The organism is Calothrix sp. NIES-2098, assembly GCF_963875125.1.
In the GTDB taxonomy this organism is placed as follows: Bacteria; Cyanobacteriota; Cyanobacteriia; order Cyanobacteriales; family Nostocaceae; genus Aulosira.
This window is the reverse complement of sequence record NZ_CAWNKJ010000001.1, coordinates 1307584-1329437: the sequence shown is the minus strand read 5'-3', so window position 1 is coordinate 1329437 and position 21854 is coordinate 1307584. Positions and strand designations below refer to the sequence as shown.

Annotated in this window: 13 protein-coding genes; 11 read left to right on the top strand and 2 right to left on the bottom strand. The window is 42.1% G+C overall.

All coding sequences use genetic code 11. From position 1 onward, the window contains the following. Positions 1-96: 96 nt before the first annotated feature. The 8 genes from AACU33_RS05545 to AACU33_RS05510 all read left to right on the top strand — a co-directional run bounded on the left by AACU33_RS05545 (position 97) and on the right by AACU33_RS05510 (position 18207). Complete coding sequence (locus AACU33_RS05545) at positions 97-5559, top strand: phytase (RefSeq protein ID WP_096587413.1); 5463 nt, start codon at positions 97-99, stop codon at positions 5557-5559. Positions 5560-6196: 637 nt separating this feature from the next. After that, positions 6197-10957 (top strand): esterase-like activity of phytase family protein, encoded by a 4761-nt coding sequence (locus AACU33_RS05540; protein WP_096587412.1) that lies wholly within the window; start codon positions 6197-6199, stop codon positions 10955-10957. A gap of 740 nt (positions 10958-11697) precedes the next feature. Then, positions 11698-12903, top strand: coding sequence for an HlyD family efflux transporter periplasmic adaptor subunit (locus AACU33_RS05535; protein ID WP_096595150.1), 1206 nt, complete (start codon positions 11698-11700; stop codon positions 12901-12903). A 176-nt stretch (positions 12904-13079) separates the two neighbouring features. After that, the gene (devC, locus tag AACU33_RS05530) at positions 13080-14252 is read left to right on the top strand and encodes an ABC transporter permease DevC (RefSeq protein WP_339376491.1); all 1173 of its coding nucleotides are present in this window, start codon (positions 13080-13082) and stop codon (positions 14250-14252) included. A 44-nt stretch (positions 14253-14296) separates the two neighbouring features. Further along, the gene (locus AACU33_RS05525; RefSeq protein WP_096587411.1) at positions 14297-14995 is read left to right on the top strand and encodes a DevA family ABC transporter ATP-binding protein; all 699 of its coding nucleotides are present in this window, start codon (positions 14297-14299) and stop codon (positions 14993-14995) included. 332 nt (positions 14996-15327) lie between these two features. Next, positions 15328-16314, top strand: coding sequence for an AEC family transporter (locus tag AACU33_RS05520; RefSeq protein ID WP_096587410.1), 987 nt, complete (start codon positions 15328-15330; stop codon positions 16312-16314). Positions 16315-16607: 293 nt separating this feature from the next. Continuing rightward, a complete protein-coding gene (locus tag AACU33_RS05515) occupies positions 16608-17543 on the top strand; it encodes a M23 family metallopeptidase (protein ID WP_096587409.1) in 936 nt (311 codons plus the stop codon). A gap of 121 nt (positions 17544-17664) precedes the next feature. Beyond that, a complete protein-coding gene (locus AACU33_RS05510; RefSeq protein ID WP_096595148.1) occupies positions 17665-18207 on the top strand; it encodes a late competence development ComFB family protein in 543 nt (180 codons plus the stop codon). 80 nt (positions 18208-18287) lie between these two features. Here the strand turns inward: AACU33_RS05510 and AACU33_RS05505 are convergent, their stop codons facing one another. Beyond that, positions 18288-19100 carry a L,D-transpeptidase gene (locus tag AACU33_RS05505; protein WP_339375781.1) on the bottom strand — a complete coding sequence of 271 codons (813 nt, stop codon included), beginning with the start codon at positions 19098-19100 and terminating at the stop codon, positions 18288-18290. A gap of 237 nt (positions 19101-19337) precedes the next feature. On the opposite strand from AACU33_RS05505, the gene AACU33_RS05500 reads away from it, so the two are divergent. The 3 genes from AACU33_RS05500 to AACU33_RS05490 all read left to right on the top strand — a co-directional run bounded on the left by AACU33_RS05500 (position 19338) and on the right by AACU33_RS05490 (position 21363). Then, positions 19338-19490 carry a hypothetical protein gene (locus AACU33_RS05500; RefSeq protein WP_339375780.1) on the top strand — a complete coding sequence of 51 codons (153 nt, stop codon included), beginning with the start codon at positions 19338-19340 and terminating at the stop codon, positions 19488-19490. Between the two features lie 424 nt (positions 19491-19914). Beyond that, entirely contained in the window at positions 19915-20571 is a 657-nt protein-coding gene (locus AACU33_RS05495) for a sigma-70 family RNA polymerase sigma factor (RefSeq protein WP_096587407.1), read from the top strand. A 171-nt stretch (positions 20572-20742) separates the two neighbouring features. Beyond that, on the top strand, positions 20743-21363 hold the full coding sequence (locus AACU33_RS05490) for an anti-sigma factor family protein (protein WP_096587406.1): 621 nt from the start codon (positions 20743-20745) through the stop codon (positions 21361-21363). Positions 21364-21368: 5 nt separating this feature from the next. On the opposite strand, the gene AACU33_RS05485 is transcribed toward AACU33_RS05490, so the two are convergent. Beyond that, positions 21369-21824 (bottom strand): gamma-glutamylcyclotransferase family protein, encoded by a 456-nt coding sequence (locus tag AACU33_RS05485; RefSeq protein ID WP_096587405.1) that lies wholly within the window; start codon positions 21822-21824, stop codon positions 21369-21371. Positions 21825-21854: the final 30 nt, after the last annotated feature.

The following is a 21854-nucleotide window of genomic DNA, read 5'->3' as shown; positions in this document are numbered from 1 at the left end:
TAATTTTATAAAAAATTACTTATTACATAAAATCAAATTTTATAAGTTATTGCTTTAAAATGATGTTTTTTATTCTTTAAACCTCAAAAATAATCTATGTCAAATACCAACACAATCCGCTTTTCTCAATTCAATGCTTCCTTAAATCGCAATGCAGAAGGTGATTTAATTACAGATTTATCTACACCTAATAATGCTCAGGCGAAAGCTGTTGCAGAAATTATTCAACGTAACAATCCTGATGTACTGTTAATCAACGAGTTCGATTACGTCCAAGCAAATCCTTTAAAGGCGGTTCAATTATTCCAAGAAAATTATCTTGCTGTTAGTCAAAATGGTGCAGATCCTGTTAATTATCCATATTTTTATATTGCTCCAAGTAATACAGGAATTGCCTCAGGATTCGACTTGAATAACGACAGTAAAGTTGTCACCACTCCAGGCGCATCAGGATACGGTGATGATGCTTTTGGATTTGGTAATTTCCCTGGTCAATATGGGATGTTGCTACTTTCCAAATATCCTATTGATACTGCTAATGTCCGTACATTCCAAAATTTTCTTTGGAAGGATATGTCAGAATCTTTACTTTCTACTATCTCAATTCCTGGTTCTAATAATTCTTGGTATTCGCCAGAAGAACAAAACGCTTTACGCCTTTCTTCTAAAAGTCATTGGGATGTACCGATTCAAGTTAACGGCGAGACAATTCATGCCCTTGTCAGCCATCCTACACCACCCACGTTTGATGGAACTGAAGACCGCAACGGTAAGCGCAACCATGACGAGATTCGCTTTTGGGCAGATTATATAACTCCTGGTAAAGGCGATTACATCTATGATGATGCAGGTAAAAAAGGTGGGATTAATGCTGGTTCGCAGTTTGTGATTATGGGCGACCAAAATGCTGACCCTATAGATGGTGATAGTTATGGCAATGCAATTCGCCAATTGTTACTGAATCCTGGTATCAATACTAATGTTATCCCTACCAGTCCAGGCGCAGCACAACAGGCTGTGTTACAGGGCGGTGCAAACGTTAGCCAAAAAAGTAATGCTTATTTTGATACCGCAGACTTTGCAGATACTGCTCCCGGTAATCTGCGGACTGACTATGTATTACCCTCGGCTGATTTGAATATTAGCAATTCCGCAGTGTTTTGGCCTGTAAATGACGATCCCACGTTTCCTTTGGTAGGTACTTTTCCTTTCCCTAGTTCCGACCATCGTTTGGTATATGCAGATGTGGAAGTGAGTGCAACCACAGCAGGGAAAACGATTCCAGATGTAGAATTTTTGGGACAGACTATCTTACCTACAGGCTTTGTTCCTCCTGGTGCGGCGGGAACGGTAAATGGTGTACAAACGCCCTTGGGTGGTTTATCTGGGGTCGCCTATGATGCACCTAAAAACCAGTTTTACGCTATTTCTGACGATCGCTCTCAATTCGCTCCCGCCCGCTTTTATACTTTTACTACTGACCCTGCGAAAATTGCCACAACTGGAGCGACTTTTACCAATGTTACGCCGCTAAAAGATGCTAATGGTAATTTCTTTGCAGTTAATAGCCTTGACCCAGAAGGTATTGCTTTAACTAACAATGGCACAGTTTTTATCTCCTCTGAGGGTGAGGTGAATCCTGGTGCAGGTCGTGTTACTAATCCCTTCATTAAAGAATTTTCTCTCACTACGGGGCAAGAAGTGCGATCGCTTTCTGTCCCCAAGAAGTTTTTACCAGTCGTTGAAGATACTAACGCTAATGGTGTTGTAGATGCAGGCGATACCCAAACCGCAGGCGTTTACAATAACTTGGCGTTTGAAAGCCTCACCATTACCCCTGACCAAAAAACTCTCTTCACCGCCACAGAAAACGCTTTATTCCAAGATGGAGCAAAAACATCTACTACTAGTGGTAGCCGATCGCGGATTTTACAATACAATTTGGTAACGGGACAGCCAGAAAAAGAATATCTCTACATTACAGATGCATCTGTCACCCCAAACCCAGCGACAGGCTTTAGTGATAACGGCTTGGTGGATTTATTAGCTATTGATAATCGCGGTACATTACTGGCGTTAGAACGTTCTTTTGCACAGGGTGTAGGGAACACAATTAAAATCTACGAAATTTCCCTACAAGGTGCAACTGATATTAGTAGTATCGATTCACTCAGCAGTTTAAGCGTAACTCAATTAGCTGCTATTCAACCAGCCCAAAAGCGTCTAGTTTTGAATTTAAATGACCTAAATCTGCCAACTGGTACAGATAATATCGAGGGTATAGCTTTCGGGCCGAAATTAGCTGACGGTCGTCAATCAATTGTATTGGTAAGTGACAACAACTTTAGTGCAACTCAATTTACGCAAATCCTAACTTTGGATGCAGAGTTAGTACCTACCGCCGCGCCGAGAGTAGAAACTCGTCCTGACCTATTTGATGATGAAACATTACCTACAGACCAACGTGCTGATGCTGATGACCCAGCTATCTATATTAATGCCAACAACGCGGCTGATAGCTTAGTTCTGACTTCAGTGAAAAATGCTGGACTGCGGGTATATGACTTGTCTGGTAAACTGTTGCAGGAAGTGAATCCTGGGGGTATTCGCTACAACAATATTGATTTGCAATATGGTTTTAAATTGGGTAATGAAAAAATAGATATTGCCGTAGCGAGCGATGCCTTCGGCAACCCCTCCGGGGAACGCGGTAACGATAAACTAGCAATATTCAAAATCAACCCTAATCCCACCACGCCCGGTAAGTATCTGGAAAATATTACCGATAGCAGTCTTGCTACTATCTTCCAAGCACCACCATTTCTGGCTCCTTATTCCTCATCTTCTCGCAGTTCTTACGGACTAGCTTTATATCGTAGTCCCATCACCAATGATTACTACGTCTTTACCAGTCGCCGGGAAACTGGAGATATAGCGCAATTCAAGCTGATTGATAAAGGTAACGGTAAAATAGGCGCTGAACGGGTACGAGAGTTCACCATTCCTTCCCCCTCCGATCCCGAACGTTCAGCCCAAACAGAGGGTATGGTTGTAGACCAGGAAACAGGCTTCCTCTACATTGGTCAAGAAGATGTGGGTATTTGGAAGTTCCAAGCCGAACCTAACGGTAGTAACACAGGTAAGCTAATTGATACAGTTAAAGCTTTGGGTGGTACTTACCTTAGTGATGATGTAGAAGGATTGACTATCTACTACGGTAAAAATGGTACAGGTTATCTGTTAGCTTCCAGTCAAGGTGATAACACCTTTGTTGCTTACACCCGTGAAGGAAACAACGATTATTTGGGTAACTTTGCAGTTGGTAGCAATGGAGCAATTGATAGCGTCCAAGAATCTGATGGTGCGGATGTTGTTAACGTACCCCTTGGTTCTAACTTCCCCTACGGTTTATTTGTGACTCAAGATGGTTCTAATGAACCAGCCAAAATCGTCCAAGATGAAGACGAATTTGAAAATATCAACTCCAACTTCAAACTAGTACCTTGGGAAAATATCGCAAACGCTTTCTCCACCCCTTTAAATATTGACACTACCAGCTACAATCCTCGCAATCCAGTTGCGCAACCCAAGTTAACTATCTATGACTTTGAAAACTTACCAAAGTTAGGTACAACCTCCAAAGGTCAAGATATTTTCTTAGGTGGTTTTTCTGGGTTGTATTTCCAAGGAACTGCACCCAACGGTAATCTGAGATTTGTTACCCACACAGACAGAGGCCCGAATGGCGAACCTGTGGGTGCGAATCGACCATTTCTATTACCTGACTTCCAACCAGAAATAGTCAGCTTTGAACTCAACCGCGCCACAGGCGAGATTACGATTACCAAGCGCACAGGCTTATTCCGCCAAGATGGTAAAACTCCGTTAACAGGACTACCCAATCTGCAAGCTGGGGCGAATGGTACTGCTTATACTGATGAGATTGGTGTGGATTTAGACAATAATCCTCTATCTAACGATCCTTTAGGTGCAGATTTAGAGGGTATTGTTGTTGCTAAAAACGGCGATTATTGGATGGTGGATGAGTACCGTCCAGCGATTTACCACTTTGATAGTAATGGTAAATTAATCGATCGCTTTATCCCCAAAGGAACTGCAACTGCACCCAATCAAGATCGAGATACGGGAACTTTTGGTACTGAAGTATTACCAGAAGTTTACGCCCAGCGCCGCAACAACCGGGGATTTGAAGCCGTGGCGCTGGAAGGTTCTAAGCTATACGCCTTTATTCAAAGCCCAATTGATAACCCCGATCTTGCCAATGACGGAACTTCTAAAGCTTCTCTCAACCTCAGAATTTTAGAGTTTGATATTAACAGTAAACAGGTGACAGGAGAGTATCTATACATTCTAGAAGGTCTACCTGGAACTGACAAAATTGGCGATGCAGTTTCCCTTGGTAAGGGTAAATTTGCAGTTGTAGAACGAGATGATAACGCTACATCTGCTGGCAACAAATTAATCTTCCAAATTGATTTAAACGGTGCAACAAATATCCATAATCCTGCTACATTTAACTTGCCAGATGGTAAGACCATTGAACAACTAAATCCGGCTGAATTAGCAACTGCTAAAATTACCACTGTGAGCAAAAGCCTAATAGCTAACGCTGCACAATTGGGTTACACCGGGGTAGAAAAGTTGGAGGGTTTAGCATTAGTTTCACCCAACACTTTGGCTTTAATTAATGACAATGATTTCAACATTACTGGTAAGACTCCTGCTGAAAGATTGGGAATTTTGGAATTACCTAACAACCTGACGGTTGCTCAATCTAACATTCAATTTGGTTCTAGCAACAGCGATAATATTAACGTCCAGCCGAATCAAACTTTATTTACAGGTGATGGCGCAGATATAGTAGAGTCTACAGAAGGTAACGCGATCGCAACAGGCAATGGCGATGATACAGTGTTTGCGGGTAGTAACTCTTCGGTATCCACAGGTGAAGGTAGCGATCGCATTTTTGTTGGCTCTAATAACCCTGCTAAAAATACCACTGTGAATGGTGGCGCAGGTAACGACGAACTTACCATAGTAGAAGCCAATGGTAGTAATAATTTGTTTGGCGAAGCAGGTAATGACACGCTACAAGTAATTGAAGGTTCTCGTCAAAACCTCTATGGTGGTTCAGGTGACGACACCCTCATCAGTAGCGGTAGCAATAACCGTCTTTATGGTGGTTCTGGAGATGACAAACTTTTCTCTAATTCCAATGACTCCCTATTTGGTGGTGATGGTGATGATGTACTATTTGCTGGCGATCGAGGAAATAACCGCTTGACTGGTGGTAATGGCGCTGACTCTTTCTGGATTGTAAATGCTAGCCTCCCCACGAGTCAGAATATTGTCACCGACTTTACCCCAGGAATTGATGCGATCGCTATTGGTGGTATTGGCGTACTTCAGTTTAGCGATTTGACGCTATTGCAACAGGGTGATAATACTTTAGTAAAAATCGGAAATGCAGAGTTAGCTTCCCTACTGGGAATTACTGCAAATACCCTCACTAACAATGACTTCACTTTTATAGCTTGAGCGTTTCAGCTTAATTCAAAAATAGGCCTCTTGCATCAATTTATTTTTTAAATATCTACCCAAAGATGGACGCAGATAAATATCAGTGTCCATCTGCTTTTATTTATCTAGGAAAGTTATTTTTTTCATCAATCACAAAACAGAACTATATGCAAACATCTAAATTTAACCAAACGATAACTATATTTAAACCTGCTAAAACTTAATTACCAAACACAATAGATAAAAACAATATACAAGCCTAACTTTTTGGTAATAAACCATTTCTTAACCATCTCACAATTTTTTCAAAACTTTTGCAATGTATTTTAATTTATACGTTGTGACTTTTGATACTTGAATGCTATAGCAAAATCTTAATTATAGTGATGGTTGATAGTTTATGGTTGAGCATTAATTACTTGAATATAAGGCAGCACTTAATTAAACAAAAGAAATACTAGCCGCATATTCGTCATTTGTTATTGATTTATGTTGATGATAAATGATAGAAATTTCACCGAATCAAGAGTGAAGTAGCTTAAAAGTAAATTACATACTTAAACCAGAACTTTTATTTTTACCATCCCTAGATTAAGTTTTTGATGCTACTGAGCGAAAACTATCTAGACAATTAAACACACGGAGATTCTCTTTCATGGCTAAGAACGTCATCATTATGATTGGGGATGGTATGGGCTGGGAAATGGCTCGTGCTGCATCCATATATAAAGAGATTCAAAATGGTAAAACAGGTGCTAATCTCAGCGATTTTTATACAGAAGGTAAGGGTCAAGGATTAAACTTTCAAACGCTCCAAGGTTATGGTTTAGTAACTACCTATGGCACAACGATCGCAGATAGCAAAGGAGTGTTTAGTACTGGTAACTCAGCTCTAGATGGTACTAATCCAATCACTGGTGAGAGTCCGGTTCGTCCTGGTTTCAAATTTGACCCAACTTTTAACCCAGGTAATACCCCAACAGGTGGTGCAAAAGTTAGTGATGGTGCTGTTGGTAACCTAGTAGGTTACGACCCAGCTAAAGGTGGCGTTAATCCTTGGACTCCCGGTAGCGACCCGGAATATATAAAATACAGCTATCCCGACTCTGCAAACACCGCTACTACTCTCTACACTGGAGTCAAAAGCTACAACAACGCTATTGGCGTTGATATTTTTGAAGATCCTCTGGAAACAATTCTCAAAACTGCGAACAGTGTCGGTAAATCCACTGGTTTGGTCAGTTCGGTTCCCATAGACCATGCAACACCTGGTGCTGCGGCGGCTAATGTTAACCGTCGCAGCAAGTATGATGGCGAATATCCAGGATTAGACAACATTCTGCAACAGGAACTCCGAGTTTATCAACCCACAGTCTTACTTGGTGGCGGTCATCCACTCTCTGCACCTGGAGACTTATTACCCTCAGGAGTTGAGCCGAATACCAGCAATGAATTTATCAGTAAATCTACTTATACAGAACTCAGCACTAAACCCACTAATAACCTCTACGGTTACACCTTTTTAGAAAGAGGTCAGGATGCAGCTAAGAAATTAGCGGAAACGGCGGCGAAACTCGATCCCGAAAAAGGCGATCGCCTCCTGGGTTTGTACGGTGCGCGCGGTCAAAATGGTAACTTGCCTGTCAGTTCTGCTAACGGTGATTACAGCACCACTGGATTAGATATGTTTAGCGTTTTCGCTAATCAAGGTGATGACGCCAAAGTGGATAAAAAGCGTCCCCTACTTCCAGGTGAGACCGATGCATCTTTTATTGCCAAAGAGGTTAACGAAAACCCCACTCTCAACGATCTAACAAAGGCTGCATTAAATGTATTACAGAAAGACCCCGACGGTTTTTGGTTAATGGTTGAGGGTGGCGATATTGACTGGTCAGCCCATGATGACAACATAGACAACCTGATCGGTACTATGTTGGACTTCGACAAAGCAGTCGGCTCAACAATTGACTGGATCGACAAAAATGGCGGTTGGGAAAACAACCTCCTCATCGTTACTGCTGACCACGATCACTACCTGACTCTCAACGGTGATTTTCCCACTCTAGTAACAAATAAAGGTGCTGAAGCTTTAACCGATTTGGATAAGCCAGCAGAAGTGGGACATTATTGGGGTTCCGATCCCAATGTTAAATATGGTTGGGGAAGTCACACTAACCGTCCAGTTCCCGTTTACTACCAAGGTGCTGGTTCGGAAGTTCTCACTAGCCTGGCGGGTAAAGGGTATGAAGCCTATGGTTATCAGATTCCGGGAATTGCGGGTTTAAACGATCAAACCCACATTTACCAAACTATGTTTGCTTCAATAGTACCTAAAGTTGAGTTAGTCGGTTTTGCTTCTCTCCCGGCGGATACTTTTAGTGAAGGGACTGCTTCTGGTAGCAAGATTTCTGCCAACGGTAGAACCGGGCCTTTCCCAGGACAGCCAGTACAAGGCTTAAGTGGCGTACAATTCGCTAACAGTAATTCCTTCTACTTCCTCTCAGACAACGGTTACGGTGCTAAAGACAACAGTGCAGACTTTTTGCTACGTATCCAACGTCTAGACCCGAATTTTAAGGGAACAGAAAATGGCGATGGTAGTGTCAAGTTTTTAGACTACATCCAACTATCCGATCCAGATAAAAAGGTTCCTTTCAAAATTACTAATGAGGGAACTAGTGAAAGATGGCTAACTGGTGCTGACTTTGATGTTGAATCATTGATCGTTGATAAAGACGGTAGCTTCTGGATTGGTGATGAGTTTGGCCCCTACCTGCTACATTTTGATAGTACTGGTAAGTTATTAGAAGCTCCCATTGCGACACCCGATGAATTTAAGACTTTAGACGGTAAAGCACCGAAAGTTCTGGGTCATAGAGGCGCAAGCGGCTTTCGTCCAGAGCATACCCTTGAATCATATAAACTGGCAATTGAGCAAGGTGCAGACTTTATTGAGCCAGACTTGGTAGTTACCAAAGATGGTGTGCTAATTGCTCGTCATGAACCAGCTTTAGCGGTTTTAAATGCTGATGGCACTTTAAATACCAGCAATACCACCACCAATGTGGCTGAAATCGCTAAATTTGCCGATCGCAAGAAAACTGTAAATTTAGATGGAACCCAAATTACAGGTTGGTTTGCTGAAGATTTCACCTTAGCTGAAATCAAAGAATTAAAAGCAATTGAGCGTCTATCTTTCCGCGATCGATCCTACAACGGTCAATTTGAAATTCCTACTTTAAAGGAAATCATTGACCTAGTTAAGGATGTGGAAGCTAAAACTGGTAAAAAGATTGGCATTTACCCAGAAACCAAACATCCAACTTACACTGCCAAAGAAGCTACCTATGTAGGCACAGACACCAAAATTAACCGGAATTTGGGTCAGATACTCATCGATACGCTCAAAGCAGAGAACTTCACCGATCCTAGCCGTATTTTCATTCAGTCCTTTGAAGTCGGCAACCTCAAAGAACTGCATGATGTCATCATGCCTAAAGCTGGGGTAGATATCCCACTTGTCCAACTTCTCGATGCCAAAGACATTGACATCAACGGTAAGCTGATTGAAAGTCAGCCTTACGATCTAAAAGTTAGTGGTGACAAACGCACCTATGGCGATTTGCGAACTCCAGAAGGCTTGGCAGAAATTGCCAAATATGCTGATGGTATTGGGCCTTGGAAACGGATGATTGTCAGCGTCAAAGGGACTGATGCTGATGGCGATGGTAAGGCAGATGATGTCAATAAGGATGGGGTAGTAAATGATGCTGATAAAACAACTTTACCACCGACAACCTTAGTCCAAGACGCTCATGCAGCAGGTTTGCAGGTTCACCCCTACACTTTCCGCAATGAAAGTCAGTATCTAGCAGCAGATTACAAAGGTAATCCTGAACTAGAGTTTCAGCAATTCATTCAACTGGGTGTTGATGCTTTCTTTACAGACTTCCCAATTACCGGAGATAAAGTTAGGGATTTACTGAACGATCCTCAGAACAATTTAGTGCGATCGCCACAAAATCCTGATGTTCTCTCAGGAAAAGCTTTTGCTAACTTAGGAGGCTCCAAAGGTTTTGAAGGCGGCACAATCAACGCCAGCAAAACCAAGCTCTATATGCTGTTAGAGGGAACAGTTCAGGGCGATCCGACTGGTGCTTTACGGATTAACGAATTTGACATTGCTAGCCGCAAATACACAGAGAAAGAACTCTACTACAAACTGGATAATCCAGCAAATGCGATCGGGGATTTCACAGTTATTAATGACAATGAATACCTAGTCATTGAACGGGATAATAACCAGGGAGCAGCAGCTAAATTCAAGCGGATCTATAAAGTAGACTTGTCTAAGACTGATGCCAATGGCTATGTCCAAAAACAAGAAGTTGCAGACCTGTTAAATATCCAAGACCCCAACGACCTCAATGGAGATGGTAAGAAAACCTTTGACTTCCCATTCCAAACTATTGAAGATGTCTTGGTGATTGACAAAAATACCATTTTGGTAGCCAATGACAACAACTATCCCTTCTCTACAGGTCGTCCTGGGAACGATCCTAAAAATCCCATCATCGACAATAACGAAATTCTACTGCTGAAGTTGGAGAAGCCGCTTAACCTTGCTCCTGGTGTAGGTCAGCCCTCCGCACTAGATCTCAATTTTGGTTCTCCGAATAGCGATGATGTGACTCTCAAGCCCGGACAAGTATTAATTACGGCTGAAGGAGCAGATAATATTGAAGCTACCAGTAGTAATTTAATTAACGCTGGCGGTGGTAATGACACGGTACAGGTAGGAAGTAACTCTTCTGTGCTGGGTGGTGACGGCGATGATAATATCGTCGTTGGTCAAAACGGCCCTGCCAGTGGTACTGGTGTTGACGGGGGTAATGGTAAAGATACCCTCGTCGTGGCTGAAGCCAAGGGTCGCAATAATCTATTTGGTGGGGCTGGTGCTGACACTCTTGTAGTTATCGAGGGTTCAGGACAATTACAATTCGGCGGTTCCGGTAACGATACCATTACTAGTGGCGGTAGCAATAATCGTCTTTATGGTGGTTCCGGTGATGACATACTCAACTCCAATACTAAAGACTCCCTGTTTGGTGGTGATGGAGATGATGTATTATTTGCTGGTTTTGGAGGTGGTAATCGCCTGACTGGTGGTGCTGGTGCTGACCAATTGTGGATTGTCAATGCTAGCCTCCCAACTAGCAAGAATATTGTCACCGACTTTACCCCAGGAATTGACGTAATTGGTATTGGCGGTATTGCTGGCGTGAGTAAATTTAGTGACTTGACGCTGTTGCAGCAAGGCAATGATACTTTGGTGAAAGCCGCAAATACAGAATTAGCTTCATTGTTGGGAATTACATCAACTAATCTCACTGCAAATAACTTTGCTTTTGCATAATGCAGTGATTTTTACGACAACTATTTACAGCTATAAATCAACGCTGGAAATTAGTTAGAATTTGTTTAGGCTGTACTAATTTTTCTTATTGAGGGAGTTTTACTCCCTCATCTTTTATCTATTATTAATTACATCTTAATCTTGAATGCAAAAGCCGTTTAAAAAGAAGCTCAATACAAGTTATTTACCATCTATTTAGCTTCAAGCATATACTTTATTATTACCTCAAGCCGTAGACTACAACTATCGGCTAATCTGTGAAATCTATTTACAATCTAGTTGATTTTGGTTGATTTTTGGCGCTTATTTGTAAATTTCCATCATCATTGAGTTAAACAATTAGCTTTGTATGTTTACACAGAAAACTGTATCGAAAACTACCCTTAGTCAGCAATTTATTAAATTATAAAAGTCATGAAATTTAGTTATTTAACTGTGATTGTTGGCGCTGTTACAACCTTAATAATTTAAAACATCTAATATACATCAAGATTTCAGTAAACAAATAAGTCATTTATTATTGAGAGATGCTGGTTTTTGTTTTACCTTGCAACCTCAATATGTAATGTAGTTAATTACTCAATAATTTTGAAATTTGTTATGGAGTCGGAATAGAGAAAAAATTAATCAATTTTGGAGCAATAAAAATAGCTACTTCATTGTTCTTAATTTCAAGTGTCAAAACATTAGTTGTTTGCAAAACTTAGATTTTCTGCGCCACCAGTAAGAGGTAATATATGGTGCAAAATTCAAAACTAGGGTACAGATTGTCCCCTAAGTCTATTCTGCGTCCATCCATTTTGATCGGTATAATTGCATCTTTATTGGTTGGCGGTATCAGCTTTTATACAGTAAAACGTTTGCAAGATTCTAGCAACTTAGACACACAAGTAGCAGCTAAAAAATTACCTGAAATTAAAACGGTAACAGCTTTGGGAAGATTAGAACCAAAGGGAGAGATTATTAAACTTTCTGCTACTGTCTCTGTGCAAGGGAGCCGAGTAGAGCAGTTATTCGTCAAGGAAGGAAATAGAGTTAAAAAAAATCAGGTAATTGCCATTTTAGACAGTCGCGATCGCCTCCAAGCAGCTTTAAAAGAAGTCCAAGAACAAGTAAAAGTAGCTCAAGCAAATCTGGCTAAAACGCAAGCAGGAGCCAAACGCGGTGAAATCTTCGCTCAAAAAGCCGCGATCGCGCGTTTAGCCGCAGAACGCAAAGGCAATATCGAGGCGCAAACAGCTACAGTCGCCCGCTTGCAAGCCCAAGTGGAAAACGCCGCAGCCGAAGACCGCCGCTATCAGCAGTTGTATCACCAAGGAGCAATTTCTGCTTCTCAAAAAGATAGCAAACGCCTGACTTTAGAAAGCGCCCGTAAAAATCTTCAAGAAGCCCAAGCACAATTACAACAAATTCAATCGGCTAGCCAACAACAACTTAAAGAAGCCACAGCCAATCTAGATCGAATTAGTGAAGTTCGCAGTGTCGATGTTGCAGCCGCTAAAGCAGAAGTAGATCGTGCCGAAGCCGCCATGAGTTTAGCAAAAGCAAATTTACAACAAGCTTACGTGCGATCGCCCCAAGATGGACAAGTATTTGAGATCCACAGCCGTCCGGGAGAAATCATCTCAGATGATGGTATCGCCAATATTGGGCAAACCAACCAGATGTACGCTGTAGCTGAGGTTTATGAAAGCGATATCAGCAAAGTACATCCAGGTCAGCGAGTACGAGTAATTAATGAATTTCTCCCTGATGAATTGCAGGGAACGGTAGATTGGGTAGGCTTACAAGTGCGACGGCAAAATGTCATCAATACAGACCCTTCTAGCAATATTGATGGCCGAATTATTGAAGTTCATATACGCCTAGATCGAGCCTCCAGCCAAAAAGCTGCCAAATTTACTAATATGCAAGTCAAAGTAGTAATCCAAACACAGCAATCCTAAATTTTTCTCGAACATCTTCTCTTTTTTCTTACTTCGTGTACTTTGCGGTTCGTTTTCATTACTCATAGCCAGTTGCGATTTATCTGTCATTGCGACCGGAATGCAGTATAGGGAAGCAATCTTATTAATCTCAAACTACGACAAAAGATAACAATTTAGTATCAGCACCTTTAATGATGGGAATCATCCAACAACTGCGACGGCGAACACCTCTAGGATGGTTACAACTGAGTCATGAAAAAAGTCGCCTGCTGGTAGCACTGTCAGGTATTGCTTTTGCTGATGTCCTGATGTTCATGCAATTTGGCTTTCAGAGTGCTTTGTATGACAGTAACACCAGACTACATCGCAGTTTGCTCTCAGATGTCGTACTTATCGGTTCCCAAACTCGTAACTTACAAAGAATATCTACCTTTTCACGGCGACGACTTTACCAAGCTATGGATATACCTGGGGTGAAGTCAGCAGAGGCAATTTATATCGGCACAATGATTTGGAAGAATCCGCAAACACGAAGCGACACAGAGATTCTCGTAATTGGGTTTAATCCAGATAAGCCCACATTTGATCTACCAGAAGTTAATCAACAGTTGCAGGCGATTAAACAACCATACACAGTCTTATTCGACCGTGGTGCTAGAGGAGAATATCAAAAAACAATTGCCCAACTCGAACGGGGTAAGGCCGTCAAGACCGAAATTCAACACCGAACGGTAACTATTAGTGGTTTATTTAAAGTCGGGGCTTCCTTTGGGGCTGATGGCACTTTGATGACTAGCGATGAGAACTTTCTGCGGCTATTTCCCCAACAGCTAGCTGGTAATGTCAGTGTCGGTTTGATTCGGTTGCAACCAGATAGCGATCGCCAGCAGGTAGCAGCAGCATTAAAATCTCATTTAGGAAATGAGGTCAAAGTGCTGACTCATGAAGAATTTATTGAGTTTGAGAATGATTTTTGGCGCAGAAACTCTCCGATTGGATTTATTTTTAATCTGGGTGTGTCGATGGGTTTTTCTGTAGGAGTGATTCTTGTGTATCAAGTCCTCTCTACAGATGTGAATGCTCATGTCAGAGAATATGCCACTTTTAAAGCGATGGGTTATCGCAATTTATACTTGCTTGGTGTAGTCTTTGAAGAAGCCGTAATTTTAGCTATTTTAGGCTTTATACCTGGAACAGCAGTCTCTTTGGTACTTTATTATCTCACTTGTAATGCGACAAATTTACCAATGTACATGACTGCTACTAGAGCTTTATGCGTGCTAATTCTGACAATTATTATGTGTGCAATTTCAGGGGCGATCGCTACTCGTAAATTACAGTCTACAGACCCCGCAGATATGTTTTAAATGTCATTTCTCCCCACACTCCCCACACTTCCTTGTCCTTGCTAATGTCTAGCAAACCAGTAATCTCAATCCGCAATCTCGACCACTATTTTGGTCATGGTCAACTCCGCAAGCAAGTTTTATTTAATATCAATTTAGAGATAAATAGTGGTGAAATTATCATCATGACTGGGCCGTCTGGTTCGGGTAAAACGACACTTCTCACCTTGGTGGGTGGATTGCGTTCTGCCCAGTCTGGTAGTTTGCGAGTATTAGGACGAGAACTTTGCGGTGCAAGTACTCAAGAATTGGTAGAAGCTAGACGCCGTAACGGTTATATTTTCCAAGCGGATAATTTGCATGGTAGTTTGACGGCACTGCAAAACGTCAAAATGGGCTTGGAATTGCATCAGCCTCTTGAATTAGCCGAAATGCGCAGTCGCGCAGCCCAAATACTAGAACAAGTAGGATTGGGACATCGCCTACATTACTATCCAGATCGCTTATCGGGAGGACAAAAACAACGAGTAGCGATCGCCCGTGCTTTAGTCAGTTATCCGCAAATTGTCTTAGCTGATGAACCTACTGCTGCTCTTGATAGTCAATCGGGCCGCGATGTCGTCAACTTGATGCAAAAGTTAGCTAAAGAACAAGGCTGTACTATCCTCATGGTTACTCATGACAACCGTATCCTCGATATTGCCGATCGCATTGTGCATCTCGAAGATGGAAACTTAAAATCAAAAGTTACAATTGTCAACTAAAAATATAAAATTAATAATAATTCTTTATTTTTACTAATTCCCTATTGTGGCAAAAAATATTTGTAGGTGCTAAAAAGCCTTGCGATCTCCAGTTTCTCTCAAAAAGGCTAACACTAGTTTTCTACAATTCAGCAATAGCGCCAAACTCAGAAACCCTTTTGAAATCTGGCTTGGCTAATTTTGAATTTTGAAAGTGTTTCCTAAGTAACAGTCAAACTTTCTTTGATAGAGTACTAAGGAGCCTCAACAATTTAGCAATAATTAAAGAACTTATGCAGTTCTGTGGACAACAGCAATCCTTCTGACACCGAAACAAAGGTGCCAAATGTACGATGATTGAAAACCTGTTCAATGCTTATACTCCTCTGTTAACCTGGATTGGCTTAGGGCTAGTACTGTCTCGGTTTATCCCTGAGAGTTTTCTTAAATTACTCGGCTATGGGCTTTACTGGGTAGGAGTCCCCCTGCAACTTTTCGTACTAGCACGTCATACAGATTTATCTCATGGTGGACTAATACCTGCGATCGCAGTAGTTATCTTAGTACTGAGTCTTGTTCTCGCATTGCTAATTTGGTGGGGGTTGCAATCCTTAGCAAATCGAAAAGTACCATCAGAACCAATCGGTTTAGATTTGCCCGAAACTTCCTTATCTAGTATTGACTCCTTAGCACGGGCAAGTTTAGGCAGTTTTATTTTGGCGACAATTTTAGGCAATACAGGCTTTGTCGGCTTGACGTTGGCACAGGTGCTAACTGGCCCGGCAAATATGGACTGGGCAGTATTATTCAGCGTTACTAACAATGTTGTGGGTACATACGGCATTGCTGTTTTAATTGCTAGCTATTTTGGTAGAAGAGAAACCAAAAATCATTGGTGGATTCAGTTGCGGGATTTGCTAACTGTTCCCAGCTTGTGGGCATTCTTTATAGGTTTAAATACTCAATTTATTAAATTCCCCACAGTAGTTGAGTCAGGGTTAGAACAAGCTGTCTGGGTAGTAATCGCTTTTGCTTTATTGCTGGTTGGTTTGCGGATGAAAGCAATTAAGGGGTGGAAAAGCCTAAAAATGGCTGTAGCTGCCAGTATGTTAAAAGTTGTGATTGTGCCTATGCTGGTAGGATTAAGTGCTACCTATTTAGGTGTAATTGGTGAAGCTCGTTTAGTACTGGTACTGATGTCAGGAACACCCACAGGGCTTTCCGTATTAATTCTGGCAGAAGTTTACGACCTAGATCGGAATTTATTGGCGAGCAGTATTGCCTTGACTTTTGTCGGATTACTTTTAGCACTTCCACTATGGCTGTCCTGGTTTAGCTAAAATTTGTAACAGTATAAAAATAATTCCTAGGAGCGATAGATTAAACTAAATAAACAGTTAAACTAAGCATTGTTCCCTGGATAGCTTTGCCTCAGGCTACCTCTTGTCTGTCTCAACAGCTATTAAAGCTACATTAATTATCGTTCCCGATTCTTGACAACACGGCAATTAGAGTTTAGTCTCTGGACAATTTAAGGAGATTTATCTTTTTCCAGAACATTTACTTTCATGAGGAAACACGAGTAGTAGTAAGCTAGTCTGTTGTCCACAGAAGTAAAGTTTTTTGTGGCTCTATGACTATCAAGGATCGTACTAATAAATTTCAAAAAAACTTGTTTGGTTTTAATATCAAAGGTTTGACAGCCAATCGCTGTACAGCAAATTTGTTTATGGGAATGTTTGCTGCTTTCCCAATCGCTTTGGCATTGCCTGTAGATGCATTGCAGGTACAAGTAAATCCTAATAATCCTCAGTTGGGAGACACTCTCTCAGTCAGGATTAATTTAGATAATCCTGAGAATGCTAACAACCCCACAGTGGTTAGTGGCGACAAGACCTATCCTGCCTTTGAAATTGCACCTAATCAATATCGGGCTTTTATCCCCACAACACCCCTAGAAAAAGCTGGAACTAGAACACTCCGCATTTCTGGGGATGGTCAGGTGCAAAACCTCTCTGTACAGGTGGGAAATCGTAAATTTCCCGTACAACGAATTAATTTACCGCCTGGAAAAGCTGGATTAGAAGCCACAGAGTTAGAACTCAAACGCGTGGCTGCTTTCAAAGCTCTACAAACTCCCGAAAAGTATTGGAATGGCAAGTTTTTGCCGCCCAATAGCGGGCGAGTGAGTACAATTTATGGCGTACGCCGCTACTATAATGGTAAATTTGCCAATGATTATTACCATCGTGGTGTTGACTACGCTGGTGCAGCGGGTTCACCCGTGGTTGCTCCTGCTGCGGGAAAAGTAGCTTTAGTTGGCAAAGTATCTCAAGGATTCCGGGTTCATGGTAATGTCATTGGCATCGATCACGGTCAAGGAGTAACCAGTATTTTCATGCATCTAAGTCGCATTAACGTCAAAGAAGGCGATGTTGTCAAAGCTGGTCAGCTAATCGGCGCAGTAGGTTCAACAGGTGCTGCAACTGGGCCTCATTTACACTGGGGTCTGTATGTCAATGGACAATGTGTCGATCCAACTCCTTGGCGCACTAAGGGTGTAGAGTAGCAGAGAAAAGATCGATCTCAACTGTACATCATTTGTATATTATTTTGCCTATAATTAGGCAAAATAAACTAGATTGGTACCGTCCCTACCTTGCTGCGGTGGCTTAAAGATGATTAGTGTTATGAGTATTGAAAAAATTGTAGAACAAGCTCTCCAAGATGGTTATCTGACACCAGCAATGGAAGCAGAAGTTGGGCGCATCTGTGATAACGCCTCGGAACTCTCAATAGAAGAGTATATGGCCCTGGATCGGCTCATGGGGGCACTCCTGACTGGTGAGGTTGTGGCGGTACCTCGCAAACAATTCATTAACGTCATGGAAGAGTTGGTACTAACAGAAGCGATCGCTCGCGTAGCAGAAATTGAAGCTACTAGCGAAAGCTCGTTAGATGTTGGCGATATCGCGGCTTATGCTCTCAACCGCCTTCCTCCCCTATACGCCACAACAGAAGAAGGTGCTAACTACCAGCGCCAAAGAGCTAAGGCAGAACTTCAAGAATTAATTTCTCAACAAATAGGTGAAGCGATTGGTCGAAACCTCGACCAACCCAATGACAACAGAACGCCTGTTGTGGGCAAAAGCACTGGTAACGAAGTGTTACGCCAAGTTAGCAACTTGCTTCAAGTTTACGCACCTGCTTTTGAGCAAAAATCGTCAACTTGAGAGTCAAGAGTCCATAGTCAAGAGTCAAGAGTCCATAGGGAGATGACCCTTGACCCTTGACCTTTGACCTTTCACAAAAATCATTCGCGTACTATAACTGGTGTCCCCACACTCACCTGCGTGTAAAGTAATCGGACATCGGGATTTCGCATTCTCAGACAACCGTGAGAAATCGCAGTTCCCATCACGTTGGTATCTGGCGTACCGTGAAAGCCAATTTCGTTGTGTCCATCTGACCAGAAACCAATCCATCGATCGCCCAGAGGGCTATCTTTACCTGCGGCAAATACTTTATCAGTGATTGGATGACGCCATACAGGATCGTGCTGCATATGCATGACTTGAAAAGTACCTGTAGGCGTTTCCCAACCTTTCTTACCCACAGCAATGGGGTAGCTGGCTATCACCACATCTTTTCGGTAAACATAGGCGCGGCGATCGCTTAAATCCACCACCACTTGCCTTTTACCGTCTGTCAGCTTCCCAGGATTCAAAAATTTTTGTTGAGCCAAAGCTTGAGGTAACAAAGACTGCGGCAGAAACGACACAGTAGAGTTATGTTGTTGTTCTGGCGAGACTAGTCTGGTCTTTTGCAACTCACCCGTTGCTAAAACTACATTTTCGCTGCTTGTTTCCGACTTAGTATTGTGAAGCTTTGTTGCCGGAGACTTAGATGGAGCTATCTTTTGTGTGCGTGCGCTAGGGGGTACAGATGCGCCCAAAGCACTTGCTCCTAGGACTCTCTTAGATGACTGTTGGCTGGGCTTTGTGGATGCTAGCTGCTCAAACTGCTTTCCTGTTGCGATCCCACGCCAATAGACAAGCAAAGATAAGATTGCTGTCCCAAAACAGAGCCACATAATTATCCGCGTTACAGATTCATTTCTTACCATTGCCACCACCTTTTGTTGATCCCTGACATATTCGGTTGGCTAATCCGATTTCTTTACCGTCAACTCATCAAAAATTTATCAATACTTATTAGTTTCCTTATGAATCTATTAATACCTGTGGGCACACTAGGGCTATGCAGAAGTCCTAGCAAGAATAGCTCTAAATAAGAGACTTTATTACTTGGAACTCTTGAGGTGCAGCAATCAATCATTAATGGTGTGGGTGGGAGTGAGACCATGTTTGAAAAACTATTGCTAGCAGTCACGATTACATTTTCCCTTAATTTCTTTTTGCAAGTTCGCGTACCTCATCAAGATCAGACTGGTGCTAATTATCAGCAGCACACAGAAACATCAGCAACAATTTTAGTCACAAGACCAGATAAATAAAAGTCCTAGCAGTTACAGCAACCTAAATTTCAGCAATTGGAGCTTTCTCAATAAAATGTTGAGTATCTCAAAACTTTGTATATTTTTCTAGTTTGGGGGAAAATCATCAATTTCTTTTTAACCGAATTGTTAAATTTCCCGTTCTGCTGTAACTATTTTTATCATTTTTGTCAAGCGTATAGTGCCAGATGTCAGAGACAGCACAAATATACGTAACATTGCTGTAAAGCTAGCGGCTGCTTGATTTGGATTCAAAAGCTTGCTGTGCAATAGTTATATTCACAAAAAGGTTTACTGGATTGCCTGAGATTTACTCGAACTTATATACCTGATTGTTCCAGTCATAAATCCGTCCCTAATTGCGGAACTTCTTGCCAAGTACCAGGTCTAATAGTAAGGGATGATTTAAAAGCCAGTACGATCTATGAGTCAATCGATTACTGTATCCTGGTCAACGGTTGATGCGAGGTGTCCGGAAGCATCAGTGCAAGTTGACAAACTCTCTAATCACGATTTAATTCTGCGCTGTCAAGCTGGACTGCGTCCCGATCGTGCTGCGTTTGCAGAATTATTGCGCCGTTATCAAAGTCAGGTCGATCGGGTGTTATACCACTTAGCACCAGATTGGGCTGATAGAGCTGATTTGGCTCAAGAAGTTTGGATTCGAGTGTATCGGAATATTAACCGATTACAAGAGCCAGCTAAATTTCGGGGTTGGTTAAGCCGCATTGCTACCAACTTGTTCTATGACGAGTTACGCAAGCGCAAGCGGGTTGTTAGCCCCTTATCGCTGGACGCTCCCCGCTCGGTAGATGATGGTGAAATGGATTGGGAAATTGCTGGAGATACTCCCGGGCCAGAGGAAGAACTGACAACTAGAGAATTTTACGAGCAATTGCGAGAAGCGATCGCCGATTTACCAGAGGTGTTCCGCACGACAATTGTTCTCAGAGAAATCGAAGGTATGGCATACGAAGAAATTGCCGAAATTACTGGAGTTTCTTTAGGAACTGTCAAGTCGAGAATCGCCAGAGCTAGATCCAGATTGCAAGCCCAGCTGCAAAATTATCTAGATTCATAATCTATCTAGGGTATCTTTCCTCTGCCCTAGGGCAGAATTTAAGCATTATTTAATAATAGTTAATCATTGTCTAGAAAGCTTAAATATAGTCCGCGATGGGGAACAGAATTGATGAATTTCTCAAAAATATTCACTGTCTTTACCCGTGTATGAATTGGTAATAATGTTAAGATGACTACTGATTCTCAGTTTTACGACCGTTCTCACTCGCAAATTCCTCAAGATTTAGCAGATGGAATGGATAAGCATACCAATGAATCAACGGGTGCTATGGATGATATGGTGAAGCGCGATCGCTTCGAGTTATTAAGTGCTTACCTCGATGGAGAGGTGACAGCTGCCGAACGCAGACAAGTAGAAGAATGGCTGGCAAACGATGCCTCCGTTAAGTGCTTGTATGCTCGATTGTTAAAGCTACGGCAAGGCTTGCAAACTATGCCAGTGCCAGCCACCGAACAGCCTCTAGAAAAAACAGTCCAGCAGGTTATGGCACGTTTACATCTCCGTACCCAGTTAGCTTGGGCATTTGGAGGTGCAGCAGTTGCTGCTTGCGTCATTGGCTCGTTAGCCGGGATTATCCCTGGTGGCGATACCAGGACGTTGCAATTGGCGCAAAACAGAATCGAACCAACACAAACCATGCCAGAACCTGCTGCTGTTCCTGCATCACCGCTGATGGTTGCCTTAAATAATCCAGTGATCGAAATTCCTAAAGCAGCAGTGGTATCTCCCACAAAACCAAGGCATCATCAACAGCCTAAACAGGGAGAGATTGAACAGAATTTTAACTAAATTGTTCATAAATCCCACACTTCGCTGGCTTTTAAACCGCAGCCACTCCACCAGCCATCAGCTTGAGGGATACCTCTCAGCTGGCTGACTCTTTCAGGCGACATAAAGTAAACCCAAGCAAAACCCAAGGATAGCCCTTGCAAATTGCGAATCTCTATTTGCTGACGATTATAGAGATTTTCTGATGGATGTCGATCGGGCTGGTAATCTTCCAGATCATCCAGCTGACTTAAAATTTCTACATCGGCAAATGAGAGTAAATATCCTTGGACTTGGCTATTCTCCAGTGTCATGGCTGGATAACCCATTGGCAGGGCAAACAGTTTACCCGTAGCTATAGCTCTTTTGCTATCTAGAACTTTACTAGCACAATATCTTTTATAATTAACTTCGCCTGGTTTGAGGGTGCCGTAGACAAAAATACGCACTCTATCAGAAAATTTTATTTTTAATTCGGTCATAGTTCAATTTAACCAACTGAATTTGTTTGC